This is a genomic window from Dermacoccus sp. GAS27A (genome assembly GCF_044909235.1).
Classification (GTDB): domain Bacteria; phylum Actinomycetota; class Actinomycetes; order Actinomycetales; family Dermatophilaceae; genus Dermacoccus; species Dermacoccus nishinomiyaensis.
Genome location: NZ_JBIYDW010000001.1, coordinates 202,064 through 227,587, shown reverse-complemented (window position 1 = coordinate 227,587; position 25,524 = coordinate 202,064). Strand labels below are relative to the sequence as shown.

Annotated in this window: 24 protein-coding genes; 11 read left to right on the top strand and 13 right to left on the bottom strand. The window is 69.5% G+C overall.

Annotation, left to right across the window (positions count from 1 at the left end):
• Window position 1: 1 nt before the first annotated feature.
• Together ABH936_RS00975 and ABH936_RS00970 are read right to left on the bottom strand one after the other, a co-directional pair.
• Window positions 2–478, bottom strand: coding sequence for an SAV_6107 family HEPN domain-containing protein (locus ABH936_RS00975; RefSeq protein ID WP_062258230.1), 477 nt, complete (start codon window positions 476–478; stop codon window positions 2–4).
• A gap of 51 nt (window positions 479–529) precedes the next feature.
• On the bottom strand, window positions 530–835 hold the full coding sequence (locus ABH936_RS00970; RefSeq protein ID WP_156444987.1) for a DUF6504 family protein: 306 nt from the start codon (window positions 833–835) through the stop codon (window positions 530–532).
• A gap of 166 nt (window positions 836–1,001) precedes the next feature.
• Here ABH936_RS00970 and ABH936_RS00965 point away from each other — a divergent pair, with 166 nt between their 5' ends.
• Window positions 1,002–2,096, top strand: a complete 1,095-nt coding sequence (locus tag ABH936_RS00965) for a polyprenyl synthetase family protein (RefSeq protein WP_404602157.1) — start codon at window positions 1,002–1,004, stop codon at window positions 2,094–2,096.
• Window positions 2,097–2,111: 15 nt separating this feature from the next.
• Here ABH936_RS00965 and ABH936_RS00960 read toward each other — a convergent pair whose 3' ends face one another.
• A complete protein-coding gene (locus tag ABH936_RS00960; RefSeq protein ID WP_006946890.1) occupies window positions 2,112–2,486 on the bottom strand; it encodes an Rv2175c family DNA-binding protein in 375 nt (124 codons plus the stop codon).
• Window positions 2,487–2,572: 86 nt separating this feature from the next.
• On the opposite strand from ABH936_RS00960, the gene ABH936_RS00955 reads away from it, so the two are divergent.
• Both ABH936_RS00955 and pknB read left to right on the top strand, forming a co-directional pair.
• Entirely contained in the window at window positions 2,573–3,487 is a 915-nt protein-coding gene (locus ABH936_RS00955; protein WP_404602154.1) for a transglycosylase SLT domain-containing protein, read from the top strand.
• A gap of 49 nt (window positions 3,488–3,536) precedes the next feature.
• Complete coding sequence (pknB, locus tag ABH936_RS00950; RefSeq protein WP_404602152.1) at window positions 3,537–5,558, top strand: Stk1 family PASTA domain-containing Ser/Thr kinase; 2,022 nt, start codon at window positions 3,537–3,539, stop codon at window positions 5,556–5,558.
• Window positions 5,559–5,635: 77 nt separating this feature from the next.
• On the opposite strand, the gene ABH936_RS00945 is transcribed toward pknB, so the two are convergent.
• Window positions 5,636–6,976, bottom strand: a complete 1,341-nt coding sequence (locus ABH936_RS00945; RefSeq protein ID WP_074045442.1) for a class II 3-deoxy-7-phosphoheptulonate synthase — start codon at window positions 6,974–6,976, stop codon at window positions 5,636–5,638.
• A gap of 190 nt (window positions 6,977–7,166) precedes the next feature.
• The gene (locus ABH936_RS00940; protein ID WP_074045443.1) at window positions 7,167–8,192 is read right to left on the bottom strand and encodes a 1-acyl-sn-glycerol-3-phosphate acyltransferase; all 1,026 of its coding nucleotides are present in this window, start codon (window positions 8,190–8,192) and stop codon (window positions 7,167–7,169) included.
• A gap of 175 nt (window positions 8,193–8,367) precedes the next feature.
• Here ABH936_RS00940 and ABH936_RS00935 point away from each other — a divergent pair, with 175 nt between their 5' ends.
• Window positions 8,368–8,928: a hypothetical protein gene (locus ABH936_RS00935; RefSeq protein WP_136788331.1), complete on the top strand. Its 561-nt coding sequence runs from the start codon at window positions 8,368–8,370 to the stop codon at window positions 8,926–8,928.
• A 71-nt stretch (window positions 8,929–8,999) separates the two neighbouring features.
• Here the strand turns inward: ABH936_RS00935 and ABH936_RS00930 are convergent, their stop codons facing one another.
• The 4 genes from ABH936_RS00930 to ABH936_RS00915 form a co-directional block, all read right to left on the bottom strand.
• Complete coding sequence (locus ABH936_RS00930) at window positions 9,000–9,680, bottom strand: endonuclease/exonuclease/phosphatase family protein (RefSeq protein WP_006946560.1); 681 nt, start codon at window positions 9,678–9,680, stop codon at window positions 9,000–9,002.
• Entirely contained in the window at window positions 9,677–10,663 is a 987-nt protein-coding gene (locus ABH936_RS00925; protein ID WP_006946529.1) for an ROK family glucokinase, read from the bottom strand. The genes ABH936_RS00930 and ABH936_RS00925 overlap by 4 nt, the downstream gene beginning before the upstream one ends.
• Window positions 10,660–11,625, bottom strand: coding sequence for an ROK family glucokinase (locus ABH936_RS00920; RefSeq protein WP_062258365.1), 966 nt, complete (start codon window positions 11,623–11,625; stop codon window positions 10,660–10,662). The genes ABH936_RS00925 and ABH936_RS00920 overlap by 4 nt, the downstream gene beginning before the upstream one ends.
• 121 nt (window positions 11,626–11,746) lie before the next feature.
• A complete protein-coding gene (locus ABH936_RS00915; protein ID WP_006946556.1) occupies window positions 11,747–12,235 on the bottom strand; it encodes an SRPBCC family protein in 489 nt (162 codons plus the stop codon).
• Window positions 12,236–12,342: 107 nt separating this feature from the next.
• Between ABH936_RS00915 and ABH936_RS00910 the strand changes: the two genes are divergently transcribed.
• Complete coding sequence (locus ABH936_RS00910; protein WP_074045446.1) at window positions 12,343–14,148, top strand: long-chain fatty acid--CoA ligase; 1,806 nt, start codon at window positions 12,343–12,345, stop codon at window positions 14,146–14,148.
• A 35-nt stretch (window positions 14,149–14,183) separates the two neighbouring features.
• On the opposite strand, the gene ABH936_RS00905 is transcribed toward ABH936_RS00910, so the two are convergent.
• Window positions 14,184–15,038: a hypothetical protein gene (locus tag ABH936_RS00905; protein WP_006946609.1), complete on the bottom strand. Its 855-nt coding sequence runs from the start codon at window positions 15,036–15,038 to the stop codon at window positions 14,184–14,186.
• 20 nt (window positions 15,039–15,058) lie between these two features.
• A complete protein-coding gene (locus ABH936_RS00900) occupies window positions 15,059–15,226 on the bottom strand; it encodes a hypothetical protein (RefSeq protein WP_006946593.1) in 168 nt (55 codons plus the stop codon).
• Window positions 15,227–15,729: 503 nt separating this feature from the next.
• Here ABH936_RS00900 and ABH936_RS00895 point away from each other — a divergent pair.
• On the top strand, window positions 15,730–17,385 hold the full coding sequence (locus tag ABH936_RS00895) for a DEDD exonuclease domain-containing protein (protein WP_240742484.1): 1,656 nt from the start codon (window positions 15,730–15,732) through the stop codon (window positions 17,383–17,385).
• Here ABH936_RS00895 and ABH936_RS00890 read toward each other — a convergent pair.
• Together ABH936_RS00890 and trpD are read right to left on the bottom strand one after the other, a co-directional pair.
• On the bottom strand, window positions 17,334–17,615 hold the full coding sequence (locus ABH936_RS00890; protein WP_038567799.1) for an Lrp/AsnC family transcriptional regulator: 282 nt from the start codon (window positions 17,613–17,615) through the stop codon (window positions 17,334–17,336). The two genes, ABH936_RS00895 and ABH936_RS00890, sit on opposite strands and share 52 nt — an antisense overlap.
• Window positions 17,612–18,697 (bottom strand): anthranilate phosphoribosyltransferase, encoded by a 1,086-nt coding sequence (gene trpD, locus ABH936_RS00885; RefSeq protein WP_006946543.1) that lies wholly within the window; start codon window positions 18,695–18,697, stop codon window positions 17,612–17,614. Before trpD ends, ABH936_RS00890 begins: the two co-directional genes overlap by 4 nt.
• A 246-nt stretch (window positions 18,698–18,943) precedes the next feature.
• Between trpD and ABH936_RS00880 the strand changes: the two genes are divergently transcribed.
• The 5 genes from ABH936_RS00880 (at window position 18,944) to ABH936_RS00860 (ending at window position 25,518) form a co-directional block, all read left to right on the top strand.
• A complete protein-coding gene (locus tag ABH936_RS00880; protein ID WP_006946553.1) occupies window positions 18,944–19,597 on the top strand; it encodes a heme-copper oxidase subunit III in 654 nt (217 codons plus the stop codon).
• Between the two features lie 61 nt (window positions 19,598–19,658).
• The gene (locus ABH936_RS00875) at window positions 19,659–20,438 is read left to right on the top strand and encodes a c-type cytochrome (protein WP_006946652.1); all 780 of its coding nucleotides are present in this window, start codon (window positions 19,659–19,661) and stop codon (window positions 20,436–20,438) included.
• Window positions 20,439–20,488: 50 nt separating this feature from the next.
• A complete protein-coding gene (locus ABH936_RS00870) occupies window positions 20,489–21,598 on the top strand; it encodes a ubiquinol-cytochrome c reductase iron-sulfur subunit (protein WP_006946571.1) in 1,110 nt (369 codons plus the stop codon).
• Window positions 21,595–23,256, top strand: coding sequence for a cytochrome bc complex cytochrome b subunit (locus ABH936_RS00865; protein WP_404602144.1), 1,662 nt, complete (start codon window positions 21,595–21,597; stop codon window positions 23,254–23,256). The genes ABH936_RS00870 and ABH936_RS00865 overlap by 4 nt, the downstream gene beginning before the upstream one ends.
• Before the next feature lie 1,011 nt (window positions 23,257–24,267).
• Complete coding sequence (locus ABH936_RS00860; protein ID WP_404602142.1) at window positions 24,268–25,518, top strand: transposase; 1,251 nt, start codon at window positions 24,268–24,270, stop codon at window positions 25,516–25,518.
• Window positions 25,519–25,524 lie beyond the last annotated feature (6 nt).

The following is a 25,524-nucleotide window of genomic DNA, read 5'->3' as shown; positions in this document are numbered from 1 at the left end:
TTCACCTCACCTGGACCGGGGTCATGCGCGAACCGACCGGCGCGAGCGGCGGGAGACCGGCGTGCTCGAGGACGATCTGCAGGAACGTCTCGGCCTGCCGCACGAGATCGTCGGCCTCTCGTGCGGCAGGCACGAGGATGCCTGCGCTCACGGCGCGGCTGCGGCGCCCGCTCTCGGTGAAGAACGCCGCCCATTCACCCAGCTCGGGCGCGTGCTGGGCGAGCGTCACCCACGCACTGCGCGGCTTGGAGCTGAGGCTGCGCGGCGCCTTCCACGCGAGCAACCCAGCAGCGGCGCGCAGCGCCGCGAGATGCGCCGCGACGTAGCGCTGCGAACTCGTCGAGACGGTGCAGGCCTCGACGAGGGTGTCGTGGGAACGCGCGACGAGGTCGAGCAGATCGGTGGAGCAGACGGCGGGGACGTCGTTCGTCGAGGTGACCGACGTCGACGTGGTCGGGGCTGTGGTCAGGGTCGTCATGGGGCACTTCCTTCGTCGATGGGGCGGGAACGGACGGTTCAGTCGATGAGCTCAGTCGGTGAGGGCGCGCAGCGACCAGCGCTCACCGTGGTGCACGAGGTGGAAGACCCCGCTCGAGGCGCGGCGCCCGGCCGTCGCCTCGACACGCCAGGTGCGTTGCTCGAGCCGGCGCTGGACGTCAGGGACGCCCTGCTCGTCAGGTGTCGTGGGACGGGCCGGATCACGCCACCACGGCACCCGTTCACGCCAGGTGTCGAGCACCTGCGTCACCCGGTAGCGACGCCCGCGCCACTCGAAGACCACGGGCCTGCCGCACGCGTCGACCCCCATGGCGACGACGTCGTCGTACTCGCGCATCACACGACCTCCTCCTCGGTGGAGGGCAGAGCCCTCCCCACGAAAAATCGAACTTCTGTTCGATGAGAAGAATGTACGACCGACGTCTGACAACCCCGTCAGGTCGCGGTTCCCACGCCGCTACGCGTAGGCTCACGGGTAGCCGATCTGGAAAAGGAAACGCACCGTGCCCGACTCTCTCGATGCGCCGCGCCTGCTCGAACGACTGCAGGAGACCCTCGATGCCGAGGTGAGCCATCAGCGCGACGTCCTCGCCCCCCTCGGCGGCCAGACCGACCTCATGCTCGACGCCGTCGCCACCCTCCTGCGCGGAGGCAAACGTGTGCGTGCGTCGTTCCTGTACTGGGGTTACCGCGCCGCCGGTGGAGCCGACAGCGACGCCCTCGTGCGCTGCGCCGCGTCGATGGAGCTGTTCCAGGCCGCCGCGTTGCTGCACGACGACGTCATGGACGCGAGCGACACCCGACGCGGCATGCCCGCCGCGCACCGGGCGATGGCCGCCGCGCACCGCAGCCGCGGTCTCGACGGTGACGCCGACCGCTTCGGCGAGGCCGGCGCCATCCTGGCCGGCGACCTGTGCCTGACGTGGGCCGACGAGATGTACGCGACGAGCGGCCTGCCCGCCGACGAGGTCGCGCGCGGCCGCGCCATCTTCGACCTCATGCGCACGCAGCTCATGGGCGGTCAGTTCCTCGACGTCCTCGAGGCCTCGACGCCCTGGGCGACGATGGGCACGCCCGAGCGCATCGAGCGTGCGCTGCGCGTCATCCGTTTCAAGAGCGCCAAGTACACGATGGAGCACCCCCTGCTCATCGGTGCGGCGAGCGCGGGCGCCTCCCCCCACGTCACGCAGGCCCTGTCGCAGTACGGTCTCGCGCTCGGTGAGGCCTACCAGCTGCGTGACGACCTGCTCGGCGTCTTCGGCGACCCGGCCCAGACGGGCAAGCCCGCCGGCGACGACCTGCGCGAGGGCAAGCGCACCGTCCTCGTCGCTCACCTGCTCGACGCCGCCGGTGACGAGCCGGAGGTCGGCACGTTCTTCGCCGAGCGTTTCGGCCACGACGACCTGCGCGAGGACGAGGTCGAACGCATTCGCGTGCTCGCTCGCGAATCAGGGGCCGTCGACGCCGTCGAAGCGCGCATCGCCGAGGGCGCTCAGCGCGCCCGCGCGGCGTTGGACGGCGTGCGCAGCCAGGTGCCGGTCGACGCCTACGCCGCGCTGGAGGCGTTCATCGAGTCGACGACGGCCCGCACGTTCTGACGCGGCAGCTCGCGATCAGAACGCGTCCTCCATGGCGCGCTTGCGCACCTCGGCCTTGCGGCCCGCGCGCAGCATGTCGATCGGTGCCCCGTCGATCGGGAGGGTCTCGTCCGGCGTGCACAGCCAGCGGATGGCCTCGTCGTCGTCGAACCCGCCGTCGTTGAGCACCGTGACGGTGCCCATGAGCGAGGCGAGCACGCCGCCGCCCTGGATGAAGGCGGCCGGCACCGCGACGACGTTGCGCTCCCCGACGCGGCTCGCGATGATCTCGCGGTCGGCGATCATCTGACGCACCTGGCGCAGCGACATGCCGAGCGCCTCGGCGAGGTCGGGTACGGTCAGCCAGTCGCCGACGAGGGTCTCGAGGTCAGGTGCGGTTGCGTCATTCACCCTCACAGAGTGCCAGAGACTCTCTCATCGGCGCACGTCGAGCGCGCCTCCACCAAAACGTCACAGCCGCGACCTAGCGTGGACACATGCCCGCCCTTCTCGCCCTGCCCGTCGCCGTCCACAGCGCCGCCCAGCCCGTGCACCACCAGCTGCGCGGCCCGCAGTCGCACGCCGAGACGCCGACGTCACACCGCGCGAACGCCGCGAAGAAGCCGGTGCGCAGGATGGCGACGACGCGCGTGCGCGCCGGCGACACCGTCTACGGCATCGCGCGACGCATGCACTCCAGCGTCGCCGCCATCGTCAAGGCGAATCCCGGCATCGAGGTGCGCCGCCTGCTCCCCGGCACGACGCTGCACGTCCCCGTCGCTACCTCCGCCGCGCACACGCCGTCACCCCACCCGGCGACGAAGCCCACCCGCCCGGCAACGAAGCCCACCCGCCCGGCGACGAAACCCGCAGCCACGCCGCACCCGGGCCCCTCGACGCACGCCCCGAAGCCGAAGCACGTCGTCCGCTACGCCGGGACAGCGGCGGCGCGCGGCTATCCGGCGTCCCTCGTCGCCTCCGGTGACCGCCACCGCCGACAGCTCGCCGCGGCCGACCTGCCCGGGCAGGCGCAGATCCGCGCGATGATCACCTCGACCGCGAAGCGCTACGGCGTCAGCCCGAAGCTCGCCCTCGCGATCGGCTGGCAGGAATCGGGTCACCGGCAGAGCGCCGTCTCGGTCTGCGACGCCCTCGGCACGATGCAGGTCATGCCCACGACCGGGCAGTGGGCCGGCTCCATCGTGCATCGCCACCTCGACCTGCTCGACACGCAGGACAACATCACCGCCGGCGTCGTGACGCTGCGCTTCCTCACCGAGCACGCGCACGATCAGAACGAGGCCATCGCCGCCTACTACCAAGGTCTTGGAGCAGTGCGCGCGCACGGCATGTACCCCGACACCCGCCGGTACGTCGCGAGCGTCAATACCCACATGAAACGCTTCTCCTGACGCGGGCGTGCACAGCCGACGCACACGCGGAGCCGCCTAGACTGCGCTCGTGGAGCCGATCCAAGCCGACCCCCTCATCGGGCAGCTGATCGAACGCCGCTATCAGGTGAGAAGCCACCTGGCCGACGGCGGGATGGGGCGCGTCTACGTCGCGCACGACACACGCCTCGAGCGCGACGTCGCGTTCAAGGTGCTGCGCGCCGACCTCGCACGCGACCCCGCCTTCGTCACCCGCTTCCAGCGCGAGGCGCGCGCCGCCGCACGGCTCAGCCACCCGCACGTCGTCGCCGTCCACGACCAGGGGCGCGACGGTGACGTCGTGTTCCTCGCGATGGAACTCGTCGACGGCGTCACGATGCGCGACGTCATCAACCGTGGCGGACGCCCCACCGGCGAGCTGCTCGCACTGTTCGAGCAGGTGCTCGACGGGCTCGGCGCCGCCCATCACGCGGGCCTCGTCCACCGCGACATCAAGCCCGAGAACATCCTCATCAGCTCGCGCGGGGTCGTGAAGATCGCCGATTTCGGTCTAGCGCGCGCCGTCTCGTCGGCGCGCTCGTCCGTGAGCGCCGACAACGAGATGCTCATCGGCACCGCCTCCTACCTCGCGCCCGAGCAGGTGGAACCCGCCCGATTCGGCCACTCCGGTCCGCGCGGCGACGTCTACGCCTCCGCCCTCGTCCTCGCCGAGATGTTGACGGCGCGTCGCTCGTTCGACGGCGACTCCCCGGTCCAGGTCGCCTACCGCCACGTCCACGAAGCGCCGCATCCACCCTCGAGCGCTGACGCGTCCCTGGCCCCCCTCGACGCCTGGTTCACCCGCGCGACGAGCAAGATGCCCGCCGATCGTCCGGCCGACGCCACCGCCTCCGCCCACGAACTGCACGCCGCGCGCGCCCGGCTGACGCCCGAGGCCCTGGGGCACCCCGCCCCGCCGGCCGCCCACGTCACCGCGCCAACCGCCCAGCTCGACGTGCCGGCTGCCTCGCCGGACGCCTATCGCGTCGAGGGCACGATCGCTCCTGGTGCCATTCCAGCCACCGGCCAGGACGGCGGCAGGCCGACCGGTGCCCCGACCGGCCCACAGGGTGCTGACGAAGGCCGGAGCGCGGCGCTGCGCCCTGCCCACACGCACGTCATCCCGGCGACGACCACCCAGACGCTCGGCGCGACACCCGCGGGCGGCCCGCGCCGTCGTCGTCGCTGGCCGTGGGTCGCCGCAGCCGCGACGGCGATCGCTGCCGGCGGCCTCGCGCTCGCCCTGACGGTGGGGCCGCTGACGTCGACCGACATCCCCGAGGTAAACGCTCGACCTCAGGGTGAGGCCATTTCGACCCTCCGTTCCGCCGGATTCGACACGCGCGTCACGCTGGCTGATTCCGACTCCGTCCCGGCCGGCCGCGTCATCTCGACCTCACCCGAGCAGGGCTCGAGCCATCGTCGCGGCACCGACGTCACCCTCGTCGTGAGCAACGGACCGAAGATGGTCGACGTCCCCGCCGTGGCCGGCCTGCAGCGCGACAAGGCTGAAGCCAAACTCAAGAGTGAGGGTTTTGGCCACGTGACGCACACCGAACGGCACGACGTCCGTGAGGCGGGAACGGTACTGTCGGTCTCTCCCGGGGCGGGCGCCCACATCCGTCACGACACCACCGTCACCCTCGTCGTCAGCTCGGGGCCGGAGGAGTTCCACCTGCCCGACGTGGCGAAGCAGACGCAGGAGAACGCGACAACGGCACTGCAGGAGCGCGGCCTGACGGTCACGACGCGCGAGGAGTTCTCCCCCGACGTCCCTCCCGGCTCGGTCATCGGCACCGACCCGACGAGTGGAACCCAGGTGAAGACGGGTGACACGATCACGCTGCGCGTCTCGAAGGGCGTCGAGATGGCCGACGTGCCCGACGTCACCGGAATGAAGGCAGCCGAGGCCCGTTCTCGCCTCGAGGACGCGGGCTTCCACGTCGACGGGGCGTCCTGGCTCGACGAGCTGCTCAGCTCCACCGTCAGCTCGCAGACGCCGTCGGGCGGCTCGCGCACCCCCAAGGGGAGCAGCGTCACCCTGAGCTTCTGACGGCGCACCGTCGGAACATACGACGATGCACGCCCACCATGAGGCGAGCGGGCATCGTCGTCAGTTCGACACGGACGTCACTGCGCGCGAGCGCTCAGCATCTCCGCGACGAGGTAGGCCAGTTCGAGGCTCTGCTGGTGGTTGAGACGCGGGTCGCAGGCCGACTCGTACCGGCTCTCCAGATCCTCGTCACGCACCTCGACGCTGCCGCCGAGGCACTCGGTCACGTCGTTGCCCGTCAGCTCGACGTGCAGGCCACCCGGGACGGTGCCCGCCGCCTCGTGCACCTCGAAGAAGCCGCGCACCTCGTCGACGATGTCGTCGAGACGACGCGTCTTGAAACCGCTCGCGGATTCGAACGTGTTGCCGTGCATCGGGTCGGTGATCCACACCGGCGCCGCGCCCTCGGCCTTGAGTCGCGCGACGATGGGCGGCAGCGCCTCACGGATCGTGCCCGCGCCCATGCGCGTGATGAACGTCAGACGGCCCGGCTCACGCTCGGGGTCGATCTTGTCGATGATACGCAGCAGGTCGTCCGGGTCGGCCTTCGGCCCGACCTTCATGCCCACCGGGTTCGACACGCGGGAGACGAAGTCGATGTGCGCACCGTCGATCTCGCGCGTGCGCTCACCGACCCACAGCATGTGCCCGGACGTCGCGTACGGGCGGCCCGAACGCGAGTCGACGCGCGTCAGCGGACGCTCGTAGTCGAGCAGCAGCGCCTCGTGGCTCGAGAAGAAGTCGACGGCGCGCAGGGCGTCGAAGTCGACCCCGCAGGCGGCCATGAACCGCATCGCGCGGTCGATGTCCTTCGCCGTCTTCTCGTAGCGCGCGTTCGCGGCGTTGGCGATGAAGCCCTTGTTCCAGTCGTGGACGTTGCGCAGGTCGGCGAAACCGCCCTGGGTGAACGCGCGCACGAGGTTGAGCGTCGCCGCACTCGTGTTGTAGGCCTGCAGCAGTCGCTCGGGGTCGGGGCGACGCGCCTCGGGCGTGAACGCGAAATCGTTGACCATGTCACCGCGGTAGGCCGGCAGAGTGACGTCGCCGCGCGTCTCGGTGTCCTTCGAGCGCGGCTTGGCGAACTGCCCGGCGATGCGGCCGAGCTTCACGACGGGCGTGCTCGCGCCGTACGTCAGCACCGCAGCCATCTGCAGGATCGTCTTGACGCGGTCACGGATGTTGTCGGCCGTCGCCGAGGCGAACATCTCTGCGCAGTCACCGCCCTGCAGGACGAACGCCTCACCCCGCGACGCCGCCGCGAGGCGGGTGCGCAGATCGTCGCACTCGCCCGCGAAGACGAGCGGCGGATAGGTGGCCAACGTCTCGCGCACGCGCTCCAACGAACCGTCATCCGGCCATGACGGCTGCTGCTTGGCAGGCAACTGCGGCCACTCGAGACCCACAGGACGCGTGGGCACGGACGGGGTGTTATGCGTTTCGGGCGTGGTACTCACCCGAGCGAGCCTAGGCGCCGAACCACGATGGCGCACATCGGCCCTGACTGTGAGACATCACGGGCGACGTGCGAGCCGGACTCGGGGCGGCGATGCCAGGTCGACGCCCCGGCCCGAGAGCCCGGGGCGATGCCCGGTACAGCGTCGGCGATCGTCAGCCGCCGGCGTCGCGAGCGCCGTGCGCGTCGCCGTCGGTCGTGATGGATTCGACGCGCTCGGCAGATTCGACACGCTCGACGGACACGGACGTCTCGCCTTCATCGATCGTGACGGCGTCATGAGCCGGGGCGTCACGAGCGGCGTCGTGGACCGCGATGTCCTCGACGTCGGCCGTGACGTCGGCTGCCTCGCCGGCGGGCGCGTCGTTGCTCTTGATGTCCTTGCCGTCCTTGTCCGAGCCCTTGCGCGGCAGGCGGGCGGCAGCGTCTTCGAGGGCCGCGGTGGCGCTGCCCTGGATCTCCTTGGCCACCTGCACGGCGCCCTCACCGAGGGAGCGGGCACGCTCGCCGACCGACTTCTTGCGCGACGCGGCGTACTCATCAACGTACTCCTGGCCGGACAGCAGCATCAGTTCATACATGATCTCGTCGGTGATGGAGCGCAGCACGAAACGGTCGGAGCCCATGCCGTCGAAACGCGAGAAGTCGAGCGGCGCGCCGAAGCGCACGTGCGGCTGCGCGTAACGGCCGAACTTCTCGCCGGGAGGTGCGACGGTGTCGGTGTCCATGACGGCGACCGGGATGACGGGCACGCCACTCTCGAGCGCGAGACGCGCGATACCGGTCTTGCCCTTGTAGAGACGGCCGTCGGGCGAGCGCGTGCCCTCGGGGAAGATGCCGAACAGCTCACCGGCGGCGAGGATGCGCTTGCCGGTCGCGAGCGCACCGGCCGCGGCGGAACCGCTCGTGCGATCGATGGGCACCTGACCCGTGCCGGAGAAGAAGCCCTTCTGCAGGCGCCCCTTGACGCCGGGCGTCGTGAAGTACTCCGACTTCGCGACGAACGTGACGCGGCGTTCGACGACGAGCGGGACGAACAGCCAGTCCGAATAGGAGAGGTGGTTGATCGCCAGGATCGCCGGGCCGGCGTCGGGAATGTGCTCGAGGCCCTCGACCGTCGGGCGGAAGACCGTTCGAAGCGCAGGCCCGACGAGAACCCTCTTGAGAAGCCAGTAGAGCACGGGAAGTCTTCCTCTCGGGGTGCAGGACGGCTTCACTCTACTGGGTCACACCGGCCTGCACATGCCGCCACGGCGACGCAGCGTGCCAGGATGAGCACATGCGAACCCGGCCCCGCACCTGCCCACCGACGTCCGCGCCCGGGCGGGCCACCTCGCGCATCGGCGAGGCGCTGCGATGAGCACCGAGCCCCGCGACCGCGACTGGGACGCCGAGTTCGCCCAGATCACCCGGCATCTCGACCTCGACGCAGCGTCGGAATCCGCGACGCGCCGCGGCGCCCACCGGGATCTCTTCGAGCCCACATCCGACGAGACCACGCCCATGACGCCCGCCTCGCCGGCCCCGGCCGACGACGGTCCTGTACCCGGCTTCCGGCCGCAGTGGCGCATGCCGGACGAGCAGCCATGGGTGATGACGCCGCCGCCTCACGGGCAGGCTGGGAGCGCTGCAGGTCAACACGACCACGACGATCTCGATGACCTGGACGAGGAACCCTTCGTCCCGCCTGAGCCCGCACCGTTCGAGACCGGTGACCCGGCGAGCGTCATCATGCTCGCCTGCTTCGTCCTCGGGCCGGTGTGGCTGCTCTACCTCACCCTGTTCGATCGTGAGGCGGCCACGCTGTGGTGGCTCGTCGCGGCGGGGCTGCTCGTCGGCGGCTTCGCCCTCGCCGTCGCGAGGCAGCCGAAGAACCGCGACGAGCACGACGATGACGACGACGGCGCCCGCGTCTGAGCCTCTGCGACTGCCGGCCCGAGCGGCCTCGTCCGATCCCCCGGGCCCTCCCAGCGGACGTCAGTCGGTCGTCAGTGCGACGTCACCGTGACGTCGACGACGAGCGGGCGGTGATCGGTCGCGACCGTCATGTCGTGCTCCACGGCGCTCATGTCGACCGTCTCCAGCGTCAGCGACGGCGAGGCGTAGACAAAGTCGATGCGCTTGTGCGGTTCGGCGGCGTTGAACGTGTTGATGCGCGGCCCTGCGTCGACGAGCCCGTGTGCCTTGAACTCCCGCCCCGCGGGCCCGTTCTCGAGCTCGTTGAAGTCGCCGGCGATCGCCCACGGCACGTCGCCCGGCAGGTTCGGGTCGGCGATGAGCTCACGCGCGTGCCCGGCGCGCATCGAGCTGTAGAGCGACAGATGCGTGCTGATCGCGAGCCACTTCGCCTCGCCGGGCAGGCACACCTCGGCCCATGCGTAACCGCGCGGCTCTTGCGGACGCGGCACGGTGTAGAGGCCGTGGCCGCTCGCGGCGACGTCGAGGCGCGGCGCCGTCACGATCGCGGTGCTCATGCGGTGACGGTTGCCTCCGCCCCACACGAGCCCGACGGATTCGGCGAACTCGGCGATGCGATGGTCGGAGAACGGATGGCGCGGCATCTCCTGCAGGCACAGCACGTCGGGCGCGGCGTGCCGGATGACGCGCAGCAGGGCCGCACGGTCGTCCTTGAGGCCGCGCACGTTGTACGACATGAGACGGGTGGTCATGCGATGTCCTCCTCGACGGCGCTGCGCGCCAGGTCGGCCGCGCCGATGAGCCCGGCCTCGTTGCCGAGCTGCGCCTGCACGATTCGTGCCTCCGGGCGGTACCCGCGCCCCGGCAGCTGCTTGCGGAAGGCCTCGCGCGCCGGCGTCAACAGCATCTCGCCGGCTGCCGACACGCCGCCGCCGATGACGAACGCGCCCGGGTCGAACGCACTCGCGAGGTTCGCGAGGCCGGTGCCGAGCCACGAACCGATCTCGGCGAGCAGTTCGGCCGCCGTCGCGTCCCCTGCAGCCGCGGCCTGGGTGATCATGGGCCCGGTCAGCTTCGTCAGGTCGCCGCCGATCTCGGCCTCGATGTCGTGCGCCATCGGCGACTGCGCCGCGAGCAGCGAGCGCGCCTCGCGCACGAGCGCGTTACCGCTGGCGTACTGCTCCCAGCAGCCGCGGTTGCCGCACTCACAACGGATGCCGCCGGGCACGACCTGCATGTGGCCGAACTCGCCCGCGATGCCGTACCGGCCGCGCTGCATCACCCCGTCGACGAGGATCGCGCCGCCGATGCCGGTGCCGAGGTTGACCATGATGACGTGGCTCTCCCCCGCCACCGCGCCGAAACGCCACTCCGCCCAGCACGCGGTGTTGGCGTCGTTGTCGACGAAGACGGGGAACGCGCAACGGGCGCGCAGGTTCTCGCGCAACGGCTCGTTGCGCCACGACAGATGCGGCGCGAAGACGACGGTCGAGCGGTCGGCGCCGACGAATCCCGCCGCGCCGATGCCGATGGCGCTGACCTCGCCGAGGTCGTCGCGTTCGGCGGCATCCTGCAGTTCATCGACGACGCTGACGAGTAGGTCCTCGACGACGGCGGCCTTCGTCGAGCGGTGCGGCGTGTCGCGGCGAGCGCGCGCGATGACGGTGCCGCGCTCGTCGACGAGGCCGCCCGCGACCTTCGTGCCGCCGATGTCGATTCCGATGGCGAGACTCATGCACGCCCCCTCTCTGCGAGCGCTGCGGCGCCGATGACGCCGGCGTCGTTGCCCAGTTGTGCGACGACGAAACGCGGCGACGGACGGTGCCCGCCGCCCGTCAGCTCGTCGGCGAAGTGGATGCGAGCCGATTCGAGGACGAGGTCGCCCGCCTCCGCGAGCCCCCCGCCGATGACGAAAACGGCCGGGTCGAGCACGGCCGCGAGTGACGCGCAGCCCTCGCCGACCCAACGGCCGATCTTGCTCAGCAGCGCCAGGGCTGCCGCGTCGCCCTCTTGTGCCGCTGCCGTGACGTGCGCGCCGCGCAACGCCTCCGGATCGCCCGCGCAGGCTTCGCGAAGCCGCGCGGCCTCGGTCGCGCCCGAAGCAACGAGCTCGCGCGCCTCACGCACGAGCGCGGACCCGGAGGCGTACACCTCGAAACAACCACGATTGCCGCAACCGCACAGGTGACCGCCCGGCACGACACGCATGTGCCCGATCTCGGCGGCGATGCCGTGGCTGCCGCGCATGAGTTCGCCGTCGAGGACGATGCCGCCGCCGACACCGGTGCCCAGCGTCACCATGACCATGTCGTCGACGTCCGCGCCGCCACCGTGGAGGAACTCGCCGTAGGCGGCCGCGTTCGCGTCGTTCTCGATGACGACGGCGTGCCCCGTCGCTTCTTCGAGGCGTGCGCGCAGCGGCTCGTGCCGCCAGGCGATGTTGGGGGCGAACAGGACGTTCGCGCCCTGCTTGTCAATGTATCCGGCGCACGCGACCCCCACCTTGGGCGCCTCGACGCCCTCGGCACGCGCCGCGGCGCCCAGCTCGTCGATGAGTTCGACGGTGGCGGCCACGATGGCGTCGGGCTCCTGCGCGGGCGTGTCGCGGCGCGCGCGGCGCACGATGGTGCCGCCGGAGTCGACGAGGCCCCCGGCGATCTTCGTTCCACCGATGTCGATGCCGATGCTGAGTGTCACGCTCGTTCCTCACTGCTCGCGGACGGCGACGGCGCATGGGCCGTCACGATCATCCTGACGGGGCGGGGCGCCGAGCCCAAATCGGGTGGCGCCCCGGTGGCGGGGCCGTACATGCGGCGCCTCAGGCGGTGGCGTTCGCCCCACCGTGATCGAGATCCGGCGCCTCGGCGTGCGCCTTCAACGCATCGAGGGCCGCGGTGATGATCTGCGTCTCGACCTTCCGGCGCAACGCCGTGTGCAGCGGAAAGCCGGGCCGTGCGTGCAGGGCATACGCGACGTCGGTGGCGTCGCCGTCAGCACGCAGGTCGTAGTGGCCTTGCATCGCCTCGATGTGCTGCGCCTCGACGAGTTGCCACGCCACCCGTGCGCGGTCGGCGCGACGAGCCACCGTGTACGCGAGCGTCACGACGTCCTTGAACGGGCCGGAGGCGAACGTCAGCTGTGCCTGGTCGACGTCGCCGGAGGGCGTTCGACTCAGCACGACGGCTCGCGCGACGTCCTTCGACCACTGCGGGTAGGCCGGCAGGTCGAGCACCACGTCGAGCACCCGAGCGCAGCTCGCCTCGATCCGGATGCGGCCCTCGCTGAGGGCGTCGCTGTTCGTCGTCATGACACCGAGGGTATGCGCCGAGCGGCGGCAGGGTCGTAAGGTACGCATGACGACGGGCCTCACCGACCGCCGCCACCGACCCAGTACCGACCCAGCGAGGATCCGCAATGCGTGAAGTGAGCACGAAGCTGCTCGTGCCGTTCGACGAGGAGCTCGCGCTTCCGCACATCGTGGTGCGCAACGCGTCCGAGGATCCGCGAGGCATCGGTTACGCCCGGCGTGAGGGCGCGACGTGGGCCGGGGTGACACACGAGGAATTCCTCGCGCAGGTCGAGACGCTCGCCAAGGGGTTCATGGCGGCGGGCGTCGAAGCGGGTGACCGCGTCGCGCTCATGAGCACGACCCGCTACGAGTGGACGCTCACCGACCTCGCGCTGCTGACGTGCGGCGCTGTCGTCGTGCCGATCTACGAGACGTCCTCGAGCGACCAGGTCGCCTGGATCCTCGCCGATTCCGAGGCCGTCGCCGTCGTCGTCGAGAACCAGGAGATGGCGCTCACCGTCTCGCAGGTACGCGAGCGCTGCCCCCATCTGCGCGACGTCTGGCAGATCGACGCCGGCCACCTCGACGAACTGCTCGAGGGTGCCCCGGAGGTCAGTGACGCGCAGATGCGTGCGCGCCGCGACGCCGTCGACGCCGACCACGTCGCAACGATCATCTACACCTCGGGCACGACCGGCCTGCCGAAGGGATGCGTGCTGACGCACGGCAACTTCGTGTCGTTGTCGCAGAACTGCCTCGCGCTGATGGACGACCTCGTCAACGGCGGTGAGGAGAACAACGGCACCCTGCTGTTCCTGCCGCTCGCCCACGTCTTCGCCCGCCTCATCCAGTTCGTCGCGATCGCCTCACGCACACGCCTCGCCCACACGACGATCGGGACGCTCGTCGACGACCTCGGCACGTACGCGCCGTCGTACCTGCTCGGCGTGCCGCGCGTGTTCGAGAAGGTCTACAACTCCGCCGAGCAGCGCGCGCAGGGCGACGGCCGCGGCAAGATCTTCGCCGCCGCCGCCGACACCGCGATCGCCTACAGCGAGGCGACGAACGCCGGACGCCGCGCGCCGCTCACCCTGCGCGTCAAGCACACCGTGTTCGATCGACTGGTCTACGCGAAGCTGCGCTCGGCGTTCGGCGGTCATCTGCGCTACTCCATCTCCGGGGGCGCTCCCCTGTCGGCCCGGTTGGCGCACTTCTACAACGGCATCGGCCTGCCCGTTCTCGAGGGATACGGACTCACCGAGACGACGGCTCCCGCCTGCGTCAACCCGCCGAAGGCGCTGCGCATCGGCACCGTCGGCCCCGCCTGCCCCGGCGTCGGCCTGCGGATCGACGACGACGGCGAGATCCTCGTCAAGGGCATCAACGTCTTCCGCGAGTACTTGCACAACCCCGAGGCCACCGACGAGGCGAAGATCGACGGCTGGTTCCGCACCGGCGACCTCGGTGAACTGGACGCCGACGGCTACCTGTCGATCACGGGGCGCAAGAAGGACATCCTCGTGACGGCGGGCGGCAAGAACGTCAGCCCCGCCAAGCTGGAGGATTCCCTGCGCTCGCACCCCCTCATCGCAGAAGCCGTCGTCGTGGGCGACGCCAAACCGTTCATCGCGGCGCTGCTGTGCCTCGACGAGGAGATGCTGCCCGGCTGGGCGAGCGCGCACGGCATCACCGACCTGGACCCCGCAGACGCAGCACAGGATCAGCGGGTACTCGACGAACTGCAGAAGGCCGTCGACCAGGCCAACACCCTCGTCTCCCGCGCCGAGTCGATCCGCGCCTTCCGGGTGCTGACCACGCCTCTGACTCAGGAATCCGGGCACCTGACGCCGTCGCTCAAGGTCAAGCGCAACGTCGTGCTCGACGACTACGCCGACGTCATCGACTCGATCTACTCCTCTCCCCGCACCTGAGACAGCTCACGCCGCCTCGTCGCCGTCGTCACCCCTCACCGGAGCCGACCTGACAGCCAGGTGGTGAAGCTCTCTCGACCCGCGACGAGTGGCGCCGCGCCTGCGGTCGCGTCACGCGGTCGGGCGCGCACTAGGGCGACGACCCGTGCGGTGCCTGCACCATCGGCGAGATACGTGACGTAGGCGTGCGCCCATTCGTATCCGAGCTCGGTGCCCACCTGCTCCTGCGGGGGCGGTGAATCCCCGATCTTCTTCTGCGGCGCCGCTTGGGCGAGCGTCGGCCAGCGGCTGCGTTCAGGCACCGACACGAGAGGTGCGGCCGTCCACTCGGCGGCTCCCTCCTTCAGCCACCACTGCGTCGCGTCCGCGCCGAACTGCCCGAGCCACAGATGCGTCAGCTCGTGCGCGAGAACGACCCGGCGGCCGCCCTCCGTCAGCGACGAGGCGACAGAGGGCGCGAGGAACACACCCTGCCTCGTGGTGACGCCCGCGGTGTCGGCGTCCAACCCGTCGGCACTCGCCGCGAACTCCGCGTCGTCCCGGCAGAGCGTCACCCGCAGATCACCTTCGAGACCCGCCGGCCGCGTGGTGCCCCACACCTCAGCGATCCGGTGCGCGGCCGCCTCGACGCGCGCGCGCCACTGCGCCGAGGCATCGTCCCCGGCCCCTGATGGCGAGGACGCGCCTTCGTCGAGCGCGTTCGGCAACCGCAGCACCACGCGCCCGAGGACGGTGTCGATCGTGAGGCTGGAGACCCCGCCATCGGTTCCGCCACTTGCCTCGGCTGACGACGACGTGCCCCCGGGTCGGCGCTCGCACCCTGCGAGCCCCAGGATCGCCCCCGCGGGCGCGATGACGCCTCCCAGGACGAAGTGGCGTCTCGACAGCATGGCGCAAGCGTAGGAGGTTCTCACACGGCGGCGCGCAGACCGGCGAACGGAGCGCTCTCCAGCAGCGCTGACGCCGCGTCCTCATCACCGACGAGACCGGCGCTGCAGAGCATGTCGAGAACACGGTGGTCCTCCTCCTCCCAGACGGGGCCGCTGGTGACGGCGGGCATGTCCAGGAACGTCTTCATGACGCACGTGTCGCACGCACGACCTCGTGCCGGGCACGAATCACAGGTGATGAGCATGACGCCTCCTCGAAGCGCTGATCGGTCGATTCCCCAACGGGTCTCGATGTGTTTCGCACGCTAGGTTCGAGCACCGACAACCCCGCCGTCCCGGGCGATTCGGGGGTCATCGACACGTTCGTCGCGGTCGAAGATCGCCCGCGTCCGACCTCCGCGACCGCCCGTCGCGGCGCGCCTCGTCCCCGCCGCGCCGCCTGCCCGTCCCCACCCCCTTGAAAGGCACCGGCCACCGCCTCATCCGGGGGTTGTCACCACCGCCGTCTAGCGTTCGCGACATGGTGACGAACACGCAGACGAATCCGACCGCGGTGCAGGGCTGCCTCGACGATCTCGGCACCCCGTTGCACGACGTCACCTTCGTCATCGTCGACCTCGAGACCGCCTAGGGTCGCCCGGGCGCGCAGGGCATCACGGAGATCGGCGCCGTCAAGGTCCGTGGCGGCGAGGTGCTCGGCGAGTTCGCCACCCTCGTCGACCCCGGCTGCGCGATCCCACCGCAGATCCAGCGGCTCACCGGCATCACGACGGCGATGGTGCACGACGCGCCGAAGCTGGCATCGGTGCTGCCCGCATTCTTCGAGTTCCTCGGGCCCGACGCCGTCCTCGTCGCCCACAACGCACCCTTCGACGTCGGCTTCCTCACGGCGGCCGCACGGGATCTCGAGGTCCCGTGGCCCGCTCCTGCGGTCGTCGACACGGTCAAGCTCGCCCGCGCCCTCGTGCCGCGCGACGAGGTCCGCAATCACCGCCTCGGCACGCTCGCGGCCCACTTCGGCGCAAGTGTCAACCCGAATCACCGCGCCCTCGCTGACGCCCAGGCCACCGTCGACGTCCTGCACGCCCTGCTCTCGCGAGCCGGCAGTCTCGGCGTCACCTCGCGTGAGGAACTGCTCTCCTTCAGCGCGAAGGTGCCGGCGGCGCGGCGCCGCAAGGCCACCCTGGCCGACGGCCTGCCCGCCGAGCCCGGCGTCTACGTCTTCGAGAACGAGGACGGAAAGCCGCTGTACGTCGGCACGTCCGGCAACCTCCGCACCCGCGTGCGTTCGTACTTCACCGCGTCGGAGAAGCGTCGCGAGATGGGGCTCATGGTCGATCTCGCCGCCCGCGTGACGCCCATCCCCTGCGCGACGGCGCTCGAGGCACACGTGCGTGAGATCCGGCTCATCGCCGAGCATCGGCCACGGTTCAACCGACGCTCGAGCCGGCCGGAGAAGATCGCATGGCTCAAGATCACCGACGAGAAGTTCCCGCGCCTGTCCGTCGTGCGCGAGCAGCGAGCCGACGAGGCGACGTACCTCGGCCCGTTCCGCACGATGGTCGCCGCGCGGCTCGCCCGCGATGCGGTGCACGACGTCCGCCGCATTCGCCAGTGCACCACGCCCATCCGCGCCAAGGGCGGCACGGCGTGCGTCCTGGCGGAGATGGATCGGTGCGATGCGCCCTGTATCGGAGGCATCACCCAGCGCGATTACCTCGACCTCGTGTCGAGGTTGAGGCAGGAACTGCTCAACGAGCCCGGGTCCATCGTCAATGACGTCGAGGCGCGCCTGGCCCGCCTCGCGGGGCAGGAACGCTTCGAGGAGGCCCGCGCTGGGCGCGACGCCCTCATCGAGCTCCTGCGTGGGCTCGACCGTCACCAGCGCCGGGCACCCATCGTCAACAATCCGCATCTCATGGCGGCACGGCCACGTCGGGGCGGCGGCTGGGAGTTCGCCGTCATCCGACACGGTCGGCTCGCGGCGAGCGGTGCCTCACGACCCGGTCAGGATCCACGGCTGACGATCGAGGCCTTGCGGGCGACGGCCGAGGCCGTCGCGACCCCGCCTGCACACCGTTCCGCAGCGCTTGAGGAGGAGACGGAGGTGCTCCTGCGCTGGATCGCGCGCGCAGGCACCCGCATCGTCGAGACGGACGCGCCGTGGGTCAGCCCGCGGGATGCCGCGACACGCTACCTCGACGATCTCGATCCCGTCGTCCGCCGCGCGCACGAAGCGGCAGCCGTCGAATCCGGCGTGCTCGCGCATCCCGGACAGGGGCGGGCGACGACCCGTCAGTCGTCGAGCCCCAGATCGAACCCCGCGTCGAGATCGCGTTGGGAGTAGGTGCGAAAGGCCAGGTGCGTGTCGGTCTCGAGCACGCCGTCGACCTTGTTGATGCTTCCGGAGATCACCTCGGCGAGTTGCTCGTACGCCGTGACGCGCACCATCGCGATGAGGTCGACGCCTCCGGTCACCGAGTAGACCTCCGTCACCCCGGGCACGTCGGCGACGTGCTGGGCCACCTCGGGGATGCGTGCGACGTCCGCCTTGATGAGGACGATGGCGGTGATCATCGGGTCTCCTTCATGAGGGGCTCGGAATCGGCGTCTACGGCACTCGAACCGTGGATCCAGACGTCGAGGGTGCGTTGCGCGGCGCTGGAATCGACGGCCTCGGCAGCGCGCGTCATGCCCGCACGGATGCCGGACGCGAGGTCGTCCGCGCCACCGAAGAGGCTGCCGCGCTCGTACTGGGCGACGAGTGCGAGAGCCGCGCCGGCGTTGAGCAGGACGGCGTCGCGCACGGGCCCGCGCTTCCCGGCGAGGACGTCACGGACGACCTGAGCGTTGAACGACGCGTCTCCGCCGCGCAGCGCCTCGATCGGGGCTGGCGACAGCCCGACCTGCTCGGGCGAGATGCTCTCTTCGATGACCTCGCCGTCGTGCACCCACCACAGGCTCGACGTCGTCGCCAGGGTGAGCTCGTCGAGGCCGTCGTCACCCCGGAAGACCGCCGCATCGGCGCCGCGTTGCGCGAAGACGCCAGCCATGACCGGTGCCATCCTACGGTTCGCGCAACCCACAGCAGCGATGGCTGGGCGCGCCGGATTGGTCAGGGGGCCGAGGAAGTTGAACGCGGTCGGGACGGCGAGCTCCCGCCGCGTCGCGGCGGCGTGCCGCATGGCGGGGTGGAAGCTCTGGGCGAACAGGAACGTCATCGGGGCATGCGTCACGTCTTGCTGCAGCTCGTCGACGTCCGCGCTCAGGTCGACCCCGAGCGCTTCGAGAACGTCAGCCGTCCCGGTCGAGCTCGAGCTGGCTCGGTTGCCGTGCTTGGCCACCTTGACCCCGGCACCGGCGCACACGAGCGCGGCCATCGTCGAGATGTTGACGGTGTGTGCCATGTCGCCGCCCGTGCCGACGATGTCGAGGGCCGGCACGTCGAGCCTGAACGGCCGGGCGTGCTCGACCATGACGTCGGCGAGCCCCCGCAGCTCCTCCACCGTCTCGCCCTTGCTGTGCAGTGCGACGAGGAACGCCGCGAGCGGAACGGGGGCGACCTCCCCGTTCATCACGGCCGTCATCGCGGCGTGGGTCTGCTCTGGCGTCAGGTCCTCCCCACGCATGAGCTGGGCCACGAGGCTCGGCCACTTCATGACGGATCTCCTTGCACGTCGTTCGTCGTACCACCACCCTAAGCGGCGCCGTGACCGTGCGACAGGCGCGTCCACCGACGTCCCGCGTCACCGTGCTAGGCGCTGACGTGCGGGGTTGCAACCGCGTCAACACACACAGGAAGAACACCCTTCAACACCCAGCGAGCACACAGAGCAGATAACGAATATGTGTCCAATTGGGGGGCCGCTGTCATGATCGCTGCCAGGGCAGGACATAATGTCCGGGTGGCGACCGCAACTACAGCTCAGACGAGCGAACACGGCATCCCCGCCGGGCACGCACCGGCGACCCGACCCAACCTGACTGCCGTAGGCACGATGGTGTGGCTCGGGAGCGAACTCATGTTCTTTGCCGGATTGTTCGCGATGTATTTCACGATCCGCTCCGTGGCAGGCGACCTGTGGCACGAACGCACGTCGCACCTGAACGTGACGCTGGCGGCCATCAACACGACGATCCTCGTGATCTCGTCCGTGTGGTGCCAGCTCGGCGTGTTCAAGGCGGAGCACGGCATCCCCCACCGCACGGGCAAGCTGCTCGAGGTCGGCAAGTGGGGAATGCGTGAGTGGTACTCCCTCACCTACCTGTTCGGCGCGATCTTCGTCTCCGGCCAGATCATGGAGTACGCCACGCTGCACGAGGAGGGCATCTCCCTCGACAGCGACGCCTACGGCTCGATGTTCTACATCACGACCGGCTTCCATGGCATCCACGTGACCTGTGGCCTTCTCGCGTTCCTGCTCATCATCGGACGCACGTTCACCTCGCGCACCTACAGCCACCACCAGGCCACGGGCGCGATCGTGACGTCCTACTACTGGCACTTCGTGGACGTCGTGTGGATCGCGTTGTTCGCTGCCATCTACCTCCTCAAGTGATGCGCGACACCACTAGCAGAACCCGAACCCTGACTCCCCCGACCGCCGACAGGATGTCCTTGTGAGCACTCTCGCCGCCCGCCGCCGACACCCGGCCTCCCTGTTCGTCGTCCTGCTGCTGGCCCTGGTCGTCACCGGTGGCCTGTACGCAGCCTTCGCGCCGAAGAGCGCCAAGGCCGAGACGACGTCCGCCAGTGACGTCAACGCTGGCAAGCAGCTGTTCCTCGCGAACTGCTCGACCTGCCACGGCACGAACGCCACCGGCACGTCCGCCGGCCCCTCCCTCGTGGGCGTCGGCGCTGCCGCCGTCGACTTCCAGGTGGGCACCGGCCGCATGCCGCTCGCCGCGCCAAACACGCAGGCGCAGCGCAACACGAAGCAGTTCAGCGACAAGGAGATCGCCCAGATGGCCGCCTACGTGGCCTCGCTCGGCACCGGTCCCAACGTCCCCGAGAAGCAGTACACGACCCCGGGTGGCAACTCGGCCAAGGGTGGCGAACTGTTCCGCGTCAACTGCGCCATGTGCCACAACTTCGCCGGCTCGGGTGGCGCGCTGACGCGAGGCAAGTACGCGCCGCCGCTGACGTCCGTCTCGGGCAAGCACATCTACGAGGCCATGCAGACGGGCCCGCAGTCCATGCCGGTGTTCAACGACACGAACCTGTCGCCGCAGGACAAGAAGGACATCATCACCTACCTCAAGGACATCGAGAAGCAGCCTGCGCAGGGTGGTCACACCCTGGGCAACCTCGGCCCGGTCTCCGAGGGTCTGTTCGTGTGGACGTTCGGCATCGGCCTGTGCATAGCGGTGGCTGTCTGGCTCGGACGTAAGGCAGCGTGATGAAATTTCCCCGCTTCGGCTCTGACTCGTCAGACAGGAAACGCAACGAAATGAATGAAACCGGCGCGCATGCGCTCCCCGGTGACGGCCACCCGGACAACGCTCCGGTGAGCCCGAACGACGGGCACGTCGAGCGTTCGGGCGCACTACCCGAGCACTTCTCCGACCCGGGCCTGCCCCCGCACGTCCACCGTCTCGGTGACGAGGATCCGGCTGCGGCCAAGCGCTCCGAGCGCCAGGTCGCCATGCTGTTCCTGCTCTCGATGATCGCGACGATCGCGTTCGTCGTCTGCTACTTCGCGGTCGGCCGCGAGTCGATCATCTCGGTTCCTTTCATCGGCCCGATGAAGGCGCTGCACTTCGCTCTCGGCCTCACGATGGCGATCTCCATGCTGGGCATCGGCCTGGGTGCCATCCACTGGGCTAAGACGATCATGCCCGACGAAGAGGTCGTCGAGGAGCGGCACGAGCTCAAGTCCGACGACGAGGCCTGGGAAGCCGCCGCCAAGATCATGACGGGTGGCGCGGAGGCCGCGCAGCTGAAGCGTCGCCCGCTGCTCAAGTGGACGCTCGGTGGCGCTCTCGGTCTGTTCGCCGTCCCGGTGGCTCTTCCGCTGCTCGGTGGTCTCGGCCCCATGCCGAAGAACGACCTCGCGACGACGCTCTGGGACGAGAAGATCAACGGCCGCGGCCGCCGCCTCATGCGCGACCCCGAGGGCACCGCGATCCGCGCCTCGGACGTCACGCTGGGTTCGGTCTTCCACGTCCTGCCGGAGGGCATCAACACGACGGAGCACCCCCTCAACGAGAAGGCGAAGGCCTCCGTGCTGCTCGTGCGGCTCGACGAGGAGAAGATCAAGTCGGAGCGTCAGCGCAAGTGGGGTGTTGACGGCATCGTCGCCTACTCCAAGATCTGCACACACGTCGGCTGCCCCGTCGGCCTGTACGAACAGCAGACGCACCACCTGCTGTGCCCGTGCCACCAGTCCACGTTCGACATGACGGATGACTGCAAGGTCATCTTCGGCCCCGCCAAGCGTCCGCTGCCGCAGCTGAAGATCTCGGTCGACGACGAGGGCTACCTCGTTGCTGACCAGGGCTTCAAGCGCCCGGTCGGCCCGAGCTTCTGGGAAGACAACGGGAAGGAACTCAAGTCATGAGCACCGCTGCCTCTTCCGCGAGCGCAACGCACCCCACGACACAGCGTCAGGACCCGCAGGGCGGCCTGGCCGGCATGTCCAACTGGTTGGACGAGCGCACGGGCGGCGCCAAGGGCGTTCGCTTCCTCATGAAGAAGGTGTTCCCCGACCACTGGAGCTTCATGCTCGGTGAGGTCGCGCTGTACTCCTTCGTCATCCTCATGATCACCGGTACGTTCCTCACGTTCTGGTTCGTGCCGTCGCAGGGCGAGACGATCTACAACGGTCAGTACGTCCCGATGCAGGGCATCCAGATGTCGGAGGCCTACGCCTCCGCGATCGACATCTCGTTCGACATCCGTGGTGGGTTGCTGATCCGTCAGCTCCACCACTGGGCGGCGCTGCTGTTCATCGTGTCGATCATGATGCACATGTTCCGCGTGTTCTTCACGGGCGCGTTCCGCAAGCCCCGCGAGATCAACTGGGTCATCGGCACCCTGCTCTTCATGCTCGCGATCATCGAGGGCTTCATGGGCTACTCGCTCCCGGACGATCTGCTCTCGGGTACAGGTATCCGCGCCATGGAGGGCTTCATCCTTTCGGTCCCGATCGTCGGCACGTACATCTCGTACGCGCTGTTCGGCGGCGGCTTCCCCGGCGAGATGATCATCCCCCGCTTCTTCACGCTCCACATCCTCATCATCCCGGCGATTCTCGTCGCGTTGCTCGCCGCGCACCTCATCCTGCTCGTCGTGCACAAGCACACCCAGTACCCCGGCCCGGGCCGCTCCGACAAGAACGTGGTCGGCTTCCCCCTCATGCCGGTGTACATGGCGAAGGCCGGTGGCTTCTTCTTCGTCGTGTTCGGTATCACGGCGCTGATCTCGGGTCTCATCACGATCAACCCGATCTGGATGTACGGACCATACGAGCCGACGCAGGTGACGGCCGGTTCGCAGCCTGACTGGTACATGGGCTTCGCCGACGGTGCTCTCCGTCTGCTGCCCGGCGTGTTCGAGTTCCAGCTGTTCGGCCACACGTGGAGCATGAACATCTTCCCGGGTTCGATCGCCCTGTTGCCGTTGTTCTTCGGCGCCATCGCGGTCTACCCCTTCATCGAGGCATGGGTCACGGGCGACAAGCGTGAGCACCACGTGCTCGACCGTCCGCGCAACGCTCCGACGCGCACGGCGATCGGTGTGGCGTTCGCGACGTTCTATGCGGTCCTCATGTTCGCAGCCGGCAACGACCTGATGGCGATCAAGCTGCACATGTCGATCAACGACATCACGTACTTCTTCCGCGTCATGGTCTTCCTCGGCCCGATCCTCGCCTACCTCGTGACGAAGCGCATCTGCCTCAGCCTGCAGCGTCGCGACCGCGACCTCGTGCTGCACGGTCGCGAGTCCGGACGCGTCATCCGCACGCCGGAGGGTCGATTCTTCGAGGCGCACGAGCCGCTCGACGAGTACACGCGTTGGCAGCTCGTGAGCTACGAGGCCGGCACGCCGAGCCAGATCGAGCTCGATGGTCTTTCTGGCAAGGAACGGAAGAAGGCGAAGCGTCGCAACCGCTGGACCAACTTCTACTACAGGGACAGCATCGCCCCCGTCACTCCGGCCGAGCTCGAAGCAGCTCACCACCACGGTGACGACCACGCTCTCGAGGGCGCTCACTAAGTCGCCCGAGACGGTAACGCCGAAGGCCCCCGACATCACTGATGTCGGGGGCCTTCGGCGTATCTCGGCCGGGAGGCGTCAGGACGACGCTCCATGGCCACCTCAGGTGGGCCGGCCACGGAGGAAGGGCCGCTTGACGGGTGCAGGCGTCTGCGGGTGCCAGGTCGCCACGCGGTTCGGGTGACGGCGCTCCGCGATGCTCCCGGCCTCGCCCGGGGATGGTGCGCTGGACGCACCGCATCGCCTCGATCCCCCTCGCCCGCGTTTGTCTCGCATTCGTCACCGGTCGTGAGGGTGTCGCCCACGCATCAGCTCATGCGTCCACGTGGTCCGGAGGGATTCTCCCCCGTCTCATCGTGCCGTACAGCGGTGCCTCGCTCGGCGGCCGGAGCCGTTCGCTCATCGTGCCCGGAGCCGCCTCGTGCTCACGTCAGGGCAATGTCGCCATCGTGCCCGGAGCCGCCTCATACTCACGTCAGAACAATGTCGCCATCGTGCCCGGGGCCGTTTCGTCCTCTCATCCCGGCCCCGGTCGTCGCTCAACGGCTGGAGGCCGTGGGGAGGCAGCCGACGCCCTACCAGCCTTCCCTGCCCCCCGCCTGCGACCGGGCACCCCTACAAGCGGGCATGAGGGCGCCGCCTCGGGAGGCAAGGAGCGCGCACCACGCTGTGAGAGGCGGCGGGCGCCCAGCAGCGTCTCTGCATGGTCCTGCGCCTGAGCTGACGGCGGCGCGCCCAGCAAGTCGCCCGTCGGTGCCCTGCGATGACGGCGGCGATTGGCCCTGGCCTGCTGTGCCGGCAGCGTAGCCGCGGCGCAGATGAGTCCCTGATTGTGGTGAAACACCGGTCGTCGCGCCCCCGGCCTCTTGGACGTGGGCGCAGCCACCGCGTGATCCTTCGAGTCAACCTCCTACAGAATCCTCGAACAAAGTCATCCCGATATCCGCACCTCACATTGTCGACCCTGCCAGCCTTCTGGGCGAAGCCCTGCCCGAAGCAAGCCCGGGCCTGATGCGCCACTTGCTGCAAACCATGCTCAACGCTTTGCTGTCCGCGGACGCTGACGCCGTGATGGTCGCCGAGTGGGGCCAACCCAGCCCGACACGCACGACCCACCGCAATGGCTACCGCCACCGCGACCTCGACACCCGCGTCGGCACCCTCGACATGGGTGTGCCGAAGCTGCACTCAGGCACCTACTTCCCCCGACTGGCTCATGGAACGACGCAAACGAGCCGAGTCCGCACTCATCACCATCGTCGCTGCCTGCTACCTCGCCGGCGTTGTCCACGGCCCGCATGGCTCCCCGCCGCGCGTGACGCGGGGATCGCCACGGGTGGTACCCCCAAGCTGGTGAAAACCCTCGGCACCAACGCGCTGTCGAAGTCCCAGGTCAGCCGTATGGCCGCCGACCTCGACCAGCTCCACGACGACTTTCGCCACTGCCCCCTCGACGATGCAGGCCCGTTCACGTTCGTCACCGCCGACGCCCTCACGATGAACGCGCGTGAAGGACGCCGCGTGATCAACACCGTCGTCTCGCTCGCCACCGGGGTCAACAATGACGGCCACCGCGGAGTGCTCGGCCTGCGCGTGGCCACGAGCGAAACCGGGTCAGCGTGGAACGAGTTCTTCGCCGACCTCGTCGTCCGCGGCCTGAGCGGTGTCTTGCTCGTCACCCGCGACGCCCACGCCGGTCTGCGCAAAGCGCTCAGCGCGAACCTGCCCGGCGCGAGCTGGCAACCATGCCGCACTCACGACGCCGCGAACTCGTCGGGATCTTCTCCAACCACGACGCGATCGTGCACCTCGTCGGCGCCGTCCTGTCCGAACAAACCGGTGAACGGGCCGAAGGACGCCGCTACCTCGGCCTCGACGTCCTCGCCTGCGCACGCGCGGCCATCCTCACCGACCCGCCCACCGAGCCAGGACACGAACCCATGCCCGCACTCACCGCCTGAACCCACCCCGCGAAGGAACACACCGTTGCACCACTGTCAGAGACTTGACCGCCGGCGCGCCCAGGGCGACGCGCGCGAGCGCGAGCGAGTCGCCGCGATCCCCGCACTCTCGCAAGATCCGCTGCGTGAGTTTGATCGTGCTTCGCAGTTGTCGACGCGATTCGCAGATGGGCACCTCATTGGCGAAAGGGGGACGGAAATCGCAAACGTGGACGAAAATCGCAGGTACGCACGGGCCCGCTGTGGTGCGCCCGGGCGGCTTTGCCGGCCCCGCCACTGTCATCACCGCACGCTCCCGTGACGTCGC